General features: G+C 61.7%; 13 protein-coding genes. 4 read left to right on the top strand and 9 right to left on the bottom strand.

The features are described 5' to 3' along the window. Nucleotides 1-33 precede the first annotated feature (33 nt). On the bottom strand, nt 34-321 hold the full coding sequence (locus tag CGA21_RS17870) for a GNAT family N-acetyltransferase (RefSeq protein WP_020800382.1): 288 nt from the start codon (nt 319-321) through the stop codon (nt 34-36). A gap of 639 nt (nt 322-960) precedes the next feature. On the opposite strand from CGA21_RS17870, the gene oprI reads away from it, so the two are divergent. Next, on the top strand, nt 961-1,212 hold the full coding sequence (gene oprI / locus CGA21_RS17865) for an outer membrane lipoprotei OprI (RefSeq protein WP_003183784.1): 252 nt from the start codon (nt 961-963) through the stop codon (nt 1,210-1,212). Nucleotides 1,213-1,336: 124 nt separating this feature from the next. Here oprI and CGA21_RS17860 read toward each other — a convergent pair whose 3' ends face one another. The 3 genes from CGA21_RS17860 to CGA21_RS17850 form a co-directional block, all read right to left on the bottom strand. After that, nucleotides 1,337-2,308: a L,D-transpeptidase family protein gene (locus CGA21_RS17860; protein WP_020800381.1), complete on the bottom strand. Its 972-nt coding sequence runs from the start codon at nt 2,306-2,308 to the stop codon at nt 1,337-1,339. 534 nt (nt 2,309-2,842) lie between these two features. Then, on the bottom strand, nt 2,843-3,136 hold the full coding sequence (locus CGA21_RS17855; RefSeq protein WP_008055299.1) for a hypothetical protein: 294 nt from the start codon (nt 3,134-3,136) through the stop codon (nt 2,843-2,845). A gap of 56 nt (nt 3,137-3,192) precedes the next feature. After that, nucleotides 3,193-3,798 (bottom strand): arylesterase, encoded by a 606-nt coding sequence (locus tag CGA21_RS17850; RefSeq protein WP_188264715.1) that lies wholly within the window; start codon nt 3,796-3,798, stop codon nt 3,193-3,195. Nucleotides 3,799-3,808: 10 nt separating this feature from the next. Between CGA21_RS17850 and CGA21_RS17845 the strand changes: the two genes are divergently transcribed. From CGA21_RS17845 to greB, 3 genes are read left to right on the top strand one after another with little or no spacing between them, the layout of a single operon-like run. Next, nucleotides 3,809-4,492, top strand: coding sequence for an ABC transporter ATP-binding protein (locus CGA21_RS17845; RefSeq protein WP_020795464.1), 684 nt, complete (start codon nt 3,809-3,811; stop codon nt 4,490-4,492). Next, the gene (locus CGA21_RS17840; protein ID WP_188264714.1) at nt 4,492-6,996 is read left to right on the top strand and encodes an ABC transporter permease; all 2,505 of its coding nucleotides are present in this window, start codon (nt 4,492-4,494) and stop codon (nt 6,994-6,996) included. The genes CGA21_RS17845 and CGA21_RS17840 overlap by 1 nt, the downstream gene beginning before the upstream one ends. A 36-nt stretch (nt 6,997-7,032) precedes the next feature. After that, a complete protein-coding gene (gene greB / locus CGA21_RS17835) occupies nt 7,033-7,530 on the top strand; it encodes a transcription elongation factor GreB (protein WP_020795466.1) in 498 nt (165 codons plus the stop codon). A 4-nt stretch (nt 7,531-7,534) separates the two neighbouring features. Here greB and CGA21_RS17830 read toward each other — a convergent pair whose 3' ends face one another. From CGA21_RS17830 to CGA21_RS17810, 5 genes are all read right to left on the bottom strand, one after another. Beyond that, nucleotides 7,535-7,843 (bottom strand): class I SAM-dependent methyltransferase, encoded by a 309-nt coding sequence (locus CGA21_RS17830; protein ID WP_188264713.1) that lies wholly within the window; start codon nt 7,841-7,843, stop codon nt 7,535-7,537. Nucleotides 7,844-8,115: 272 nt separating this feature from the next. Then, the gene (locus CGA21_RS17825) at nt 8,116-9,087 is read right to left on the bottom strand and encodes an XdhC family protein (RefSeq protein WP_110749169.1); all 972 of its coding nucleotides are present in this window, start codon (nt 9,085-9,087) and stop codon (nt 8,116-8,118) included. A 1-nt stretch (nt 9,088) separates the two neighbouring features. Continuing rightward, nucleotides 9,089-10,324 carry a c-type cytochrome gene (locus CGA21_RS17820; protein WP_188264712.1) on the bottom strand — a complete coding sequence of 412 codons (1,236 nt, stop codon included), beginning with the start codon at nt 10,322-10,324 and terminating at the stop codon, nt 9,089-9,091. 2 nt (nt 10,325-10,326) lie between these two features. Then, a complete protein-coding gene (locus CGA21_RS17815; protein WP_188264711.1) occupies nt 10,327-10,866 on the bottom strand; it encodes a (2Fe-2S)-binding protein in 540 nt (179 codons plus the stop codon). Then, a complete protein-coding gene (locus CGA21_RS17810; protein WP_188264710.1) occupies nt 10,859-13,690 on the bottom strand; it encodes a xanthine dehydrogenase family protein molybdopterin-binding subunit in 2,832 nt (943 codons plus the stop codon). The genes CGA21_RS17815 and CGA21_RS17810 overlap by 8 nt, the downstream gene beginning before the upstream one ends. Between the last annotated feature and the right edge of the window lie 99 nt (nt 13,691-13,789).

Raw genomic sequence — 13,789 nt, 5'->3', positions numbered from 1 at the left:
CGGCGTTTTTTTATGCCGCGATTTTCTCGAGGGTCACTGGCTCAGCTTGGCAGCATGGCGCTGGTGACGCTCCATGTAGCGCTCGACGTAGGAGCACGAGGGAATGACGGTATAGCCCATTTCCTCGGCGTACTGCAGCGCCTGTTCGGTCAGGGCCGCGGCAATGCCGCGACCGCGCAATGCATTGGGCACAAATGTGCGATAGATATCCAGGGTCTGTTTCCCCAGATCCATATAGGTCAGGTAGGCACGATGACCGTCCACATTGGTCTCGAATTGATGACCAGCCTGGTCATGGTGGATGGACAACGCCTCGCTCATCACTACTCCTCGCGGGTCTGGAATTCTGACCCCTACCTTACCGATGTTTTTCCGGCGAAGGAACAACTACGCCACCCCGTGCCTGAATCGACACCGAGAAGAGCTACACCGATCTCGCGCAACCGAGCACGTACAAATAGTAGGCACCATTGGCAGAAATGCTCAAGGTTCGCTCGTCATCATGCTGGTTGGCAGGTGCTGCTGTGGATAACGCAGGAAACAGCTCGATCGAAGGTCTTGCACCGATCGGTAGCCTGAACATTGCCGGATGTTGAGACATAAGACGAGCGCCCCTCGTTAAAGTCACCTGAACATGGAGAAAGATATGAGAGACACCGCGCAATTTCCGAACAAAAGTGTAGACGAATGCATCTAGAAGGACTTTAGCCAAGACCGGAAAAAGAGCTTTGGGCCTGGGGAACTTTTCCTTGGCGGCTCGCTCATCTCGGGCCTTGCAGCTGGATATTTTTTATACAACGCAGTTAAAAGTTGCTCGAAAAAGAATCAACGCCTACAATTTTTTTTGCTTCTTGCTTCACGTCAGTTTACTTACGACAAGTAATGGGTAGTATGTACGCCGGCTATTTCCTCACTCGGAGGAGACAGCCACTTAATAGAAAGTCCTTGAAGGGGAACACGATGAACAACGTTCTGAAATTCTCTGCTCTGGCCCTGGCCGCAGTTCTGGCTACCGGTTGCAGCAGCGCATCGAAAGAAACCGAAGCACGTCTGACCGCTACTGAAGACGCAGCAGCTCGCTCCCAAGCTCGTGCAGACGAAGCTTACCGTAAAGCTGATGAAGCTCTGGCTGCTGCTCAAAAAGCACAACAGACTGCTGACGAAGCTAACGAGCGTGCTCTGCGCATGCTGGAAAAAGCTAGCCGCAAGTAATAGTCCTTCGGGATTATTATCAAGCCGACCCATTTTTTGGGTCGGCTTTTTTATTGCCTGCAGTTTCCTGCAGCCAATAAAAAACCCGCCGACGCGGCCTGCGTCGGCGGGTTTTTTTCAGGCATTACTGCAGCGGGTCGATCGGCGCACTCGTCACCATGGCCGCGGTAGTGTTCGGCACGCCGATTTCCACCGGCAGGCCATCTTCGGCAGCCACTACATCGCGTACCACATCCCAGTTCATACGCAGGTTATTGGTGATGTCTTCACGCTTGAGCATCGCGTTGATCACCGCAGTGTGCTTGTCGACCACCGACGGGTTGCCCTTGTCATCCAGCGGCGTGTGCGCTTCCAGGTAGACCTTGCCGCCACTCACGCCGAACTTGTAGGAGTCGTTGATGATCCGCACCGACGTTCCAACCGGCACCATGCCTGCCATTTCCAGCACGTTATTGTTGAACATGCGGAAGCAGCCATGGCTGGTGCGCATGCCGATGCCGAACTTCTTGTTCGAGCCGTGGATCAGGTAGCCCGGCGTCCCCAGGGTGAACTTGAACGGCCCCAGCGGGTTGTCCGGGCCGGCCGGCACCACGTTGGGCAGCGGATCACCATCGGCGGCATGTTCGGCCTTGATCGATGCTGGAGGCGTCCAGGTCGGGTTCGGCGTCTTGGCGGTGATGCTGGTGTGGGCAATCGGCGAGCCCCAACCTTCACGACCGATACCCAGCGGGTAGGTGTACACCACGTTCCGCCCTTTCGGGAAGTAGTAGAGGCGGTACTCGGCGAGGTTGATCACAATACCTTCACGTGGCCCTGGCGGCAGGATGAAGCGGGTTGGAAGCACGATTTCAGTGCCGGCGCCAGGCAACCATGGATCGACGCCAGGGTTGGCGGCCACCATTTCCGAATAACCCAGGTCGTAGGTCGTGCCCAGGTCGGCGAAGGTATCTTCGTACTTGGCCTTGATCACCTGCACCTGACCAACGATGTCTTCACCAGGCGGTGGCAGGGGTAGCTCCAATGCTGCGACGGGACCCGCTACACAGAGGGCGGCAAGTGTCAGGCAGCGGGTGACGGCGGGAAAGCGCGGCAACATCCGGAAAATCCTTTGCATGATCGACATAGGGTATAAGAACGCGATTGTACACCGCTGGCCGTTATTTCGGGGAGGTTGCGGGGGGTGTAGGCGATGCAAGGCATTTCATGCGGAGAGCTGGCTGCCAGTCAAGGCAGACTGACATTGCTTGTTGACAGAGTACATATCCATTCCTGCGGTCACGGCCACTTAGGGTTTCGCCCTTACGGCGAGTCACTTGGAAAAGCCCGTAGGAGCGAGCATGCTCCGGGCGGCGTTCCGACGATGGAGGTCAACGATGACGCGGGAAGCCTGACACCCCGTTGTGCTCTCAGGTTTTTCGCGAGCATGCTCGCTCCTACAGGGGATCTGGTACGGCCGCAAAAATCAGGTCGGCTGTCAGGCCGCCTCGCTTTGGCTTTGCCGTAAGGGCGAAACCATAAGTAGCCGTGACCGCAGCAATGGATATGTACACAGTAAACAAAACATAGGTCGACTGTCAGGCCGCCTTCGCTGGCAAGCCAGCTCCTACAGGGGCCGCCACCACAGAGAAGATCAAAGCTCGAACCGCAACTCCGGCCAGATCGGCGACGTGCCACGCTTCTGCGATTCCAGAATGGCCCGGCACAACGAACACAGGCGCTGGTCCTGGAACACCCGGCGATCGACGTTCGACCAACGCGGTTGAGCCGGCAGCAGGCTGCCGCATAGGGTCCGGTCTGCCGAGCCGCCCAGTTCCAGTTGTCGGGTCACCAGGTGTACCCGCACTTCCTGGCAGGCGAACAGATCCAGCTGTTCGTCAGGCTCGATCAGTTGGTAGGCATAAAGTGACCAGGCAGAACGCGGCATCGGGGGCTCCAAATCGGGGGCGCCACCTTAGCCGAAAGCCCGCTCCTAGAAAAGTGTCATAACAGTGGTTTTAGCGTAGGCCAGACATTTTCCAGCAACTTGTCCTGAGCCCCGGCTGCCGGGTGAATGCCATCGGCCTGCATCAGGTCCGGATGACCGCCCACGCCGTCGAGGAAAAACGGCACCAACGGGACGTTTTTCTCATCCGCCAGGTTGCTGTAGACGTCGGCAAAGGCCTTGGTGTATCGAGCACCGTAATTGGGTGGCAATTGCATGCCGAGCAACAGCACCTTGGCGCCCGCGTCCTGCGACTGTTGAATCATCGACGCAAGATTTTGTTGCAATTGTGTTGGGAGCAAGCCGCGCAGGCCGTCATTGCCCCCCAACTCGAGGATCACCAACTCAGGCTTATGCTCTGCAAGCAGCGCCGGCAGGCGTGCCTGGCCGCCGGCACTGGTGTCGCCGCTGATGGACGCATTGATCACCTTATCGTCGAAACCTTCGCGCTTGAGCCGCTGCTCGAGCAACGACACCCACCCCAAGCGGGTATCCAGTCCGAAACCGGCGCTGATACTATCGCCAACGATCAGGACTGTACCCGCCGCTGCGTTCTGGGCCATGCACATCAAGGCCAGGCCAGCACTCAAAAACCACACACGCATCGGATTCTCCATGGGCGCAAGCATTCTCACCGCGAAGAACCTTAGCAAAGTGGTTCCCAGCGCGGAAGGTGAACTGACCATCCTGCACCAACTCAGCCTGGAACTGAACAAGGGCGACAGCCTGGCCATCGTCGGTGCCTCCGGTTCGGGCAAGTCCACCCTCCTCGGCCTGCTCGCCGGCCTCGACTTGCCGAGCAGCGGCGAAGTCACCCTCGCCGGCCAGGACCTGAGCAACCTCGATGAAGACCAGCGGGCACGCATCCGCGCCGAACACGTGGGTTTCGTCTTCCAGTCATTCCAGCTGCTCGACAGCCTCAACGCCCTGGAAAACGTCATGCTGCCGCTGGAGCTCGATGGCCGCCAGGACGCCCGTGGACGCGCCACCGAGCTGTTGCAACGGGTCGGCCTGGGGCAACGCCTGACCCACTCGCCACGCCAGCTCTCCGGCGGTGAACAGCAGCGTGTGGCGATTGCCCGGGCGTTTGCGGCCGAACCCGACGTGCTGTTTGCCGACGAGCCCACCGGCAACCTCGATAGCCATACCGGCGAGCGCATCAGCGACCTGCTGTTCGAACTCAACCAGGAACGCGGCACGACCCTGGTGCTGGTGACCCATGATGAACGCCTGGCACATCGCTGCCGGCGCCTGATCCGCCTTGAAGCCGGCCTGCTGGTCGCCCCTCTGGAGCCTTGATGGCACGCCTGCCGCTGTTGCGCCTGTTCAGTCTCGCCGTCCGTCAACTGTTGCGCGATGCCCGCGCCGGTGAACTGCGCGTGCTGTTTTTTGCCCTCGTGGTCGCGGTGGCCGCCAGTACCGCCATCGGCTATTTCGGCGCGCGCCTGAATGGCGCGATGATGTTGCGCGCCACGGAGTTTCTCGGAGCCGACCTGCTGCTCGAAGGCAGCTCGCCAGCGCGCCCCGAGCAAGTAAGAAGCGGTACCGAGCTTGGCCTCGAACACGCCCGGGTGGTGGAGTTTTCCAGTGTTATCGCCACGGACAACGGCATACAGCTCTCCAGCATCAAGGCGGCAGACGACGTCTACCCACTGCGCGGTGAGCTGAAAAGCGCCCCTGCGCCTTTCGCCCCGGAAGAATCCGGCGGCGGGCCGAAACCCGGTGAGGCCTGGGTCGAAGCCCGGCTGCTGACGGCGCTGGACTTGAAGATCGGCGACAGCATCGATGTCGGCATGAAAACCCTGAAGCTGGCACGGGTACTGACCTACGAGCCCGACCGCGCCGGCAACTTCTACAGCCTGACGCCGCGGGTGCTGATCAATCTCAGCGACTTGCAAGCCACTGGCGTGGTGCAGCCCGGCAGCCGGGTCAGCTACCGCGAACTCTGGCGTGGCGATGCCTCGGCCCTGGAAACCTATCGCCAACTGATCAAGCCCGGCCTGGCCGCCAACCAGCGCATCCAGGATGCCCGCGACGGCAACCGGCAGATTGGCGGCGCACTGGGCAAGGCCGAGCGCTATCTGAATATGGCCAGCCTGGTGGCGGTATTGTTGGCCGGGGTGGCCGTAGCGTTGTCAGCGACGCGCTTCGCCACCCGCCGCTTCGATGCCAGCGCGCTGCTCCGCTGCCTGGGCCTGTCCCGCCGGGAAACCATGGTGCTGTTCAGCTTGCAGTTGGCCGTACTCGGCCTGCTCGCCAGCCTTGGCGGCGCCGTCATCGGCTGGCTGGCGCAATTGGGTCTGTTCGCCTTGCTGCACGATTTGTTGCCGACCGATGTCCCGCCGGGCGGCCTGCTCCCGGCCATCGCCGGTATCGGCACCGGACTGGTGGCCCTGGCTGGTTTTGCCCTGCCGCCGCTGGCGGCGTTGGGTCGGGTTCCCCCCTTGCGTGTCTTGCGCCGGGACCTGCTGCCGATCCCTTCCAGCACCTGGATGGTCTACGGCGCGGCGCTGGGCGCCCTCGGGCTGATCATGTGGCGCCTGAGCCTTGACCTGGTGCTGACCTTCGCCCTGCTCGGCGGCGGCGTGGTCGCGGCACTGATATTGGGTGGCTTGCTGTTGCTGCTATTGAAAAGCCTGCGACGCCTGCTGGCTCGTGCCTCCCTGCCGTGGCGCCTGGGGCTGGGCCAATTGCTGCGCCATCCGCTGGCAGCCGCAGGGCAGTCCCTGGCATTCGGCCTGATCCTGCTGTCGATGGCGTTGATCGCCCTGCTGCGCGGCGAGTTGCTGGACACCTGGCAGAACCAGCTGCCCAGGAACGCACCGAACTATTTTGCCCTGAATATCCTGCCTGCGGACAAGCAGGCGTTCACCGACCGCCTGATCTCGTTGTCGGCGCAATCGGCGCCACTGTATCCGGTAGTCCCCGGACGACTGATCAGCATCAATGGTGAACCGGTGCAGCAAATCGTCACCAAGGAATCGGCGGGTGACCGGGCTATCCAGCGTGACCTGAGCCTGACCTGGGCGGCAGACCTGCCCGCGGGCAACAAGATCACCGCCGGCCATTGGTGGCCAGAGCAACCGCCGGATGACATCCCCGGCGTGTCGGTGGAGGGCAAGGTCGCCGAGAGCTTGAAACTCAAGCTCGGCGACCATCTGGTCTTTACGGTCGGCGGGGCCAATCGCGAGGCGAAAGTCACCAGCCTGCGGGAGATCAACTGGGATAATTTCCAGCCGAACTTCTTCATGATTTTCCAGCCAGGCACCCTGAAGGATTTGCCCGCCACCTACCTGACCAGCTTCTATCTGGCGGCAGGGCATGACCAGCAGATCGTCGACCTGTCGCGCAGTTTTCCGGCGGTGACGATCCTGCAAGTCGAAGCGCTGCTGGCGCAATTGCGCAGCATCCTCGCCCAAGTCACCCTGGCAGTGGAATACGTACTGTTGTTTGTCCTGGCGGCAGGGATGGCGGTGTTGTTTTCCGGCCTGCAGGCGACCCTGGACGAACGCATTCGCCAGGGCGCCCTGCTGCGGGCGCTGGGGGCCGAACGGCAACTGCTGGTGAAGGCACGACGGATCGAGTTCGGATTGCTCGGCGCGGTCAGCGGCCTGCTCGCGGCACTCGGTTCGGAAGTCGTCAGCCTGGTGCTCTACCGCTACGCCTTTGACCTCCCCTGGCATCCGCATCCATGGCTGCTGGTGCTGCCACTGATCGGCGCCGTGCTGATCGGCGGTGCTGGTGTGTTCGGCACCCGGCGCGCCCTGAATGCCAGCCCCCTGACAGTCCTGCGCGAGGGTTGATAGACTCAAGCGCTCCTGATTCGAAGAAAAGTTGCCATGAGCCGTTATCGCCCTCCCCGTACCGCCGGTACCGCGCTGATCACCCCCGAAGGTGAAGCGCGGATGCGCGCCGAGTTTCATGAACTGTGGCACGTACGCCGCCCCCAAGTGACGCAAGCAGTCAGCGAAGCGGCAGCCCAGGGCGATCGTTCGGAAAACGCCGAATACACCTACGGCAAAAAAATGCTGCGCGAAATCGACAGTCGCGTGCGCTTCCTGACCAAACGCCTGGAAGCCCTCAAGGTCGTCAGTGAAAAGCCCAGCGATCCGAACAAAGTTTATTTTGGCGCTTGGGTCACGATTGAAGACGAGGATGGCAAGCAATCACGCTATCGCATCGTCGGGCCGGATGAACTGGACCTGAAACAGGGCTTGATCAGCATCGACTCGCCCTTGGCCCGCGCCCTGATCGGCAAGGCCCTGGACGCCGAAGTACGGGTCCAGACACCGACGGGTGAGCAGTGTGTGTACATCGTCGAGATCGACTATCCCTGAGGCCTCAGCGACGGGTAATCAGCCCTTGCCGGGCGACACGGGTCAGTTGCCTGATCATTTCCGGGGCGTCTTCGACGCTTGGCGACTGAATCACTGCCAGGTCAAAACTGTCCGCGGCAAAACGCGCCAGGGATTCACCGTCTTCGACAAACTGGATCAGGAAAGCTGCTGGCCCACCGATACGACGTGGCCAACCATCGAGATAACGCAGGAGCGTCGGCTGATGTTTACCGCCAAGCAGGATTTTTGGATTGCGCTGGGTGAGATGTGCCGTGATCGGCGCGGGACGTACAACAGGGCTTAGTGCATTCATCGAGTCGTGTCTCAGCCTCAAAAAGTCTGCATGGCAGGTGAGAGGCAACACCGAACCAGCGCTTTAGCGGTATTTCGAAGCCTGCTTCAAGCTTCTGTCGGTAACTCAATGAGTTACCTGGCGCCCCGCAAGTAGCTGTTTAAATCGGCGCATGGGCAGCATCCTAGAGAAGCTGACCGGACAGTGTCAAGAATGACGCACAACAAAAAAGGCTCGTCCAATCAAGCGACGAGCCTCCTTTCGAACAAGCCTTAACCCTGACAGGGACTGCATCACAGTCGATCGCGAGCGATCCCGCTGCGAATTCGCAGGATATCGGCGAGCACGGCCAAGGCGATTTCCGCCGGGGTCTTGCTGCCCAGGTTCAGCCCGATGGGCGCATGGATCCGCGCCAATTGCGCATCCCCCAACCCACCGATGCGCCGCAAGCGCTCGAAACGCTTTTGCGAAGTCTGCAGGGAGCCCATCACGCCGATGTAGAACGCATCGGTACGCACCGCTTCCATCATCGCCAGGTCGTCGATGCGCGGATCGTGGGTCAGCGCCACCACCGCCGTGTCGCTGTGGCAGCCCCCGTCGGCGATGAACACCGAGGGCAATTGACGACGAATCTCCACGTTATCCAGCACCACGCCTTCCAGCACTTCGTCCCGCGGATCGCAAAGAATCACCTCGAAGCCCAGGCCTATGGCGAACTCCGCGCAGGCCTGCGCGACACTGGAGTACCCGGCCAGCAAAAGGCGCTGCGCCGCACCGATGCGCAGCCTGACGCGATCGATCTCGCGCTCGACGCGCACACCCTGCTCGCGATCATCGAACAGACTGCGCGCGCCGCTGGCCAGGTCGACTTCACGGATCAGCCGACGCTGGCCCAATAGCGCCGACTCCAGCTCCCGCAGATGCGCCTGCACCTCACAGACGGGCTCGAGCTTTTCCACCAGCACTTCGAGCACGCCACCGCAGGGCAGGCTGATCCGCGAGCGCGGGTCATCGCCTTCGCCGTAGCGCACGACGCTGACCGTTTGCTCGAACGCACCTTCGGCGACGCGTTCGAGGAAATCCTCCTCGACACACCCACCGGACAGCGATCCGATCCACTGCCCGCCAGCATTCACCGCCAGCAACGAACCCGGCGCCCGAGGCGCCGAGCCGTAGGTGGCCAGTACGCTGCACAGCCACACACGCTGTCCGGCCGTCGACCATGCCAGCGCGCGCCGCACTACCTGCAGATCCAGATGCTGCATGTCAGTGCGCCTTGTGCTCGAGCGGCGGCGCGTCGGCCCGCAACTTCTGCACATCGTTCAAGGCCAGGTCACCCGGTTGACCGCCCCACGCCTGGCGCAGGTAGTTCAACAGGTCCGCAAGCTGCTCGTCGGTGAGCTTTTGCGCGAAACCGGGCATGGGTTGCATGTGTTCGAATCCTGCGAACTTCTGCTCGCCGATGCCATCGTCGATCACCCGAACCAGGTTGCGCGGATCTTCAAGGCGCAGGGTGGTATTGCCGCGCATGGCGACGGCAATATGCGGTTTGCCTTCACCACCCGGCGCGTGACAACCGGCACAGACGTTCAGGTAGTCCTGCCGGCCGCGCTGTGCGCTGGCACTGAGCTGGTCCAGCGGCACGTCGGTCAAGACTTTCGCCGCCGGCGGCTGGTCGCCGAGGAGGAAGGTTGCCATCGCCGCCAGGTCCGGATCGCTGAGGCCCTGGGTACTGTTGTGGAACACTGGGAACATCTCGTTGAACATGGTGCCCTGGGCGCTCATGCCGTGCTTGAGGAACGAGCTCAGGTCCTGGTGATTCCAGCCACGGGCCGCCAGGTCAGTGGCCAAGAGACTTGGTGCCAGGTAGCCGTTGAGAATACCGCCGGTCATGCGTTTATCCTGCTGCATCGCACCCGGCAGACCACGTGGGGTGTGACATTCGCCACAGTGACCGAGCACGTCGACCATGTACTGGCCACGCTTCCAGGCTTCGCTTTTGCCTTCGGTCGCAGCCAGCTTCACGTCCTTGCCGTACATCATGTTCCAGCCCAGCAGGCCCAGGCGCACGTTGAACGGAAAACTCAGGCTTGTGACCGGCGCGGCGCGCTCAATCGGCTCGACGGTTTTCAGGTAGGCGTGGATCGCGTCGGAATCCTCACGCGGCACCAGGTGATACGAGGTGTAGGGCATCGCCGGGTATAGGTTGGCGCCATCACGTCGCTTGCCTTCGGTGAGCGCCGCGAAGAATTCATCATCGCTGTACAAGCCGATGCCGTGCTCTTTGCTCGGGGTGATGTTGGTGCCGTAGATCGTACCGAACGGCGAGACGATCGGCAGGCCGCCTGCATAGGGCGCGCCACCCGGTGCGGTGTGGCAAGCCATGCAGTCAGCCGCGCGGGCGAGGTATTCGCCGCGCTTGACCTGATCATCCGCCTGCGCCAGCAACACGGGCGCAGCCAAGCCGACCGCCAGGGTCAGGCGGGTAAGTAATTGCTTCATGCTTAGCCCTCCTTGACCAGGCCGAGATCGGTCAGCACGTTGCGCGTGGCGCTGTAGTAGCGCACGTATCCGGTGCAACGGCAGATGTGGTGACCGAGGCTGTCCTCGATGACTTTTTCCAGCTGGCTCTTGACGATCGGCTGACGCTGCAGCTTTTCCACCAGCACCGTCGCGGCATTCACAAAACCTGGCGCGCAGTAGCTGCACTGGAAGGCGAACTCGTCGACGAAGCGCTGCTGGATCGGGTTCAGCTCGGTGACCCTGCCCTGCTCGTCACGGGTCGCATGACCTTCGATGGTCCGAACTTTCTTGCCTTCGAAATAGTGTGCGCCGGTGATGCAGGTGCGCACTTCTTCACTGGTGCCGTCGGGGTTGTCGACGATCACCACGCAGGCGTGGCAAATGCCTTGGCCGCAGCCCAAGCGCGAGCCAGTGAGGTTCTTGTACTCGTGCAGGTAGTCGATCATCGGCAGGTCATCAGGGATGTCCACCGGGCCGACGGATTGACCGTTGAGGGTCAGTTGAAGCGGACGGTTAGCCATTTAGGGCCTCCTTGATGCGTGCAGAAGTGATAGGCAGGTCGCGGACACGCTTGCCAATGGCGTGGGCCACGGCGTTGCCAATGGCACCGACCACCGGGATCATCACCACCTCGGCGATGCCCTTGGACGGATCGCTCGGCGATAGCGGCGGCAGGATTTCCGCGGTCTGTTTCCACACCGCCACGTGCCGCGCCATCGGCAAGCGGTAACGGTTGAAGTTCCAGTCACCCTCCCCCGGTCCGCCTTCGTACAGCGGCATTTCTTCCATCAGCGCATGGCCAATGCCCATGGCGATGCCGCCTTCGACCTGGCCCTTGACCAACTCTTCCACCAGCACCCGACCGCACTCGACCCACGAGTGGTGATTGAGCACCGACACTTCTCTCGAACCCTTGTTCACCTTCACTTCCACCAGCGTCGCCACGGGGCTGTAGTAAGTCACCGCCGCGTTGTTCAACTGGGTTGGCGGATAGGCGATGTTCTGCCGATCCAGCAGATGGAAACCGGCGCTGCTCATCTGCGCTTTCTTCGCCTTCGGCGCACCGTCGCCGTACTTGACCGCCAAGCCATCGAGCGGCAAACGCTCACGCACGCCGTCGATGCTGTACTCGGCCTCAGCCCAGCTCCAGCGGTTGAAGCCGTGCACCGTGGCACCGGTGACCAGGCCCCGTTCGTGGGCACGCTTGGCCAATACTGCGAACGGCAAGGGTTCCATGCCGTTGGCGGTGAGCTTGCCGTCGACCCAATGGGCGTCCTCGCGGCGCACCACGTAAGGGTTGGCCTGGCCGCCGTAGGGGCCTTGGCGCCAGATCTCCAGCGCCGCCGGCCACAGGCCGTGATTGAACAGCACACGCGCCGCTTCACGGGTGGCGTGGCTGAAGTAATAGGCGGAGTTGGTCGCCGACGACGCCGACGCGACCTTGCCGACCCAGCGCGGGTTGCGCAGGAAGTTGTCCTGCTCGGCCTGGCTCATGATGTACGGGTTACCGCCGCTGATCAGCTGCAATTCTTCCCATTCGGTTTCACCGGTCTTCACTTCGTGCGCCGGGCTGCCGAGGAAATCGGCCACTACCATCGCCTGCGAGGTGGACATGCCGGTACCGATTTCGATACCGATGTGGCGCAGGGTGATGCGACCGTCAACGGTGTATTCGATGCTGGCCATCGGCGCTTCGGAGCCGGTGCCGAAGTCTTTCTGGCAAATGGCGAAACCGACGCCATACCAGTGGTCCGGGTCCGCCGATTCGCGTTGTTGCTTGATCGCCTGACGGTTTTTCCAGACTTCGTTGACCGCGGCCTTGTCGAGAATCTCGTGCAGGCGCAGGGCACCGGCCGGGATCGCGCCCTGGGTGTTTTTCATGCCCGAACGCAGGGCGTTCTTGCGCCGCAGTTCAATGGCATCGACCCCGAGGCGATCGGCAATTTCATCGACCATCATTTCCGTGGCCGCCATGCTCTGCAGCGTGCCGTAGCCACGCATCGACCCGGCTTCCACCGCGCGCGAATGATAGGCGGTTACCTGCAGATCGTTCTGCGGCATGTAGTAGATCGACTGCGCCGCCGTGGCGCCTACTGCCGCTACCGACGGGCTGTAGTTGACCCGCCCGCCGCCGTCGACGCTCATCTCGGCGCGGAAGATCTTGAAGCTGTGGTCGGTCTTGTCCACCGCCAACTGATAGCGGATATCGAACGGGTGACGCTTGATGCCGCTCTGGAATTGCTCGTAGCGGTCGTTGGCCAGGCGTACCGGAACGCCGGCGCCGTATAACGCCGCCAAAGCCGCGTAGTAGACGAAAATGTTGTGGTCTTTCGAGCCGTACCCGACGGTGTAACCAGGGTGCATGTTCAGGTTCGCCAGGCCGAAACGCGACGGCGCGATCATCTTCGCAGTCTCGGTTGCGGTCTCCAGCGGGCACTGTGTCGCAACGACAAAGTGCAGGGTCTTGGTCGCCGGGTCGTACCAGCCGTTGCCGTTGTCCGGTTCCATCGCCGCGGGTTCGATCGACGGGGTCTTGTAGCGCTCGTCGAACACCAGCCAGTTGTCTGGCGGCGTATCGATCTGCTGCTTCATGCGGTCGGCGTAGAACAAGCCACGCTCGGTCAGGTTGCCGTGCAGGTTTGGCTGGGAATTCCACACCGGGCGACGGTTTTTCAGCATCGGAAACAGGATCGAGTCCTTGAGGCTGGCGAATTCGTCTTCGTCCGCCGAGGTCGGCCCGCCCACGCGCACGTAACGGAAGCTGCCATAGGGATCGCCTTCGTAGAACGGCACTTTTTCACCGTAGCGAATGGCCTTGTCATTGAACTTGAGCTGAGCCTTGGCCTGGCGGAAACGTTCGAAGTCGTTCCAGATCAGGATCGCCACTGGGTGACCGATGAACATCGGCACCTTGCCGGCCGGCAACAGTGGGTCAGGGGCGTGCTCTTCGGGGAAGACGATGCCATCCTTGACCAGGTCGTCGGCGGTGACGATGCGATCGGGCTGCAGGTCGGCACCGAGCCACGACAGGTCATAGCCGTCATAGATACGGTCGGCCTTGATGGTTTTCAGCAGCATGGCGTGGCCTTGCTGCTGCGGCCAGCCCGGCATGTCCTTGGCACGGATGTCGCGGGCAAAGACCTTGCTGCCGCAGACCTTGGACAAGGCGTCGTTGCGGGCGCGTGCCTTGCCGTTGTTACCAAGCCATTGCTCGGACGGCACGGTGACGCTGTTTTCCATCAAGGCTGCCAGCGCCTGACTGCTCAGCGGTGCAAGCGTCACGCTCACACCCGCCACCAGCCCGCCCTGAAGGAACGAGCGCCGGGATATTTCACGGTTGGACATGGATCATCCTATGAGCGGCCATGGAGGCCACCCTTCTGGTTATGTTCTGGAAATCTCGAGTCGTGCAGAAGCCCCTTTTGACGATGCAAGGGGCCGTGA

The organism is Pseudomonas sp. PSB11 (assembly GCF_014596605.1).
GTDB lineage: Bacteria > Pseudomonadota > Gammaproteobacteria > Pseudomonadales > Pseudomonadaceae > Aquipseudomonas > Aquipseudomonas umsongensis.
This window is presented reverse-complemented; position numbering and strand designations above follow the sequence as displayed.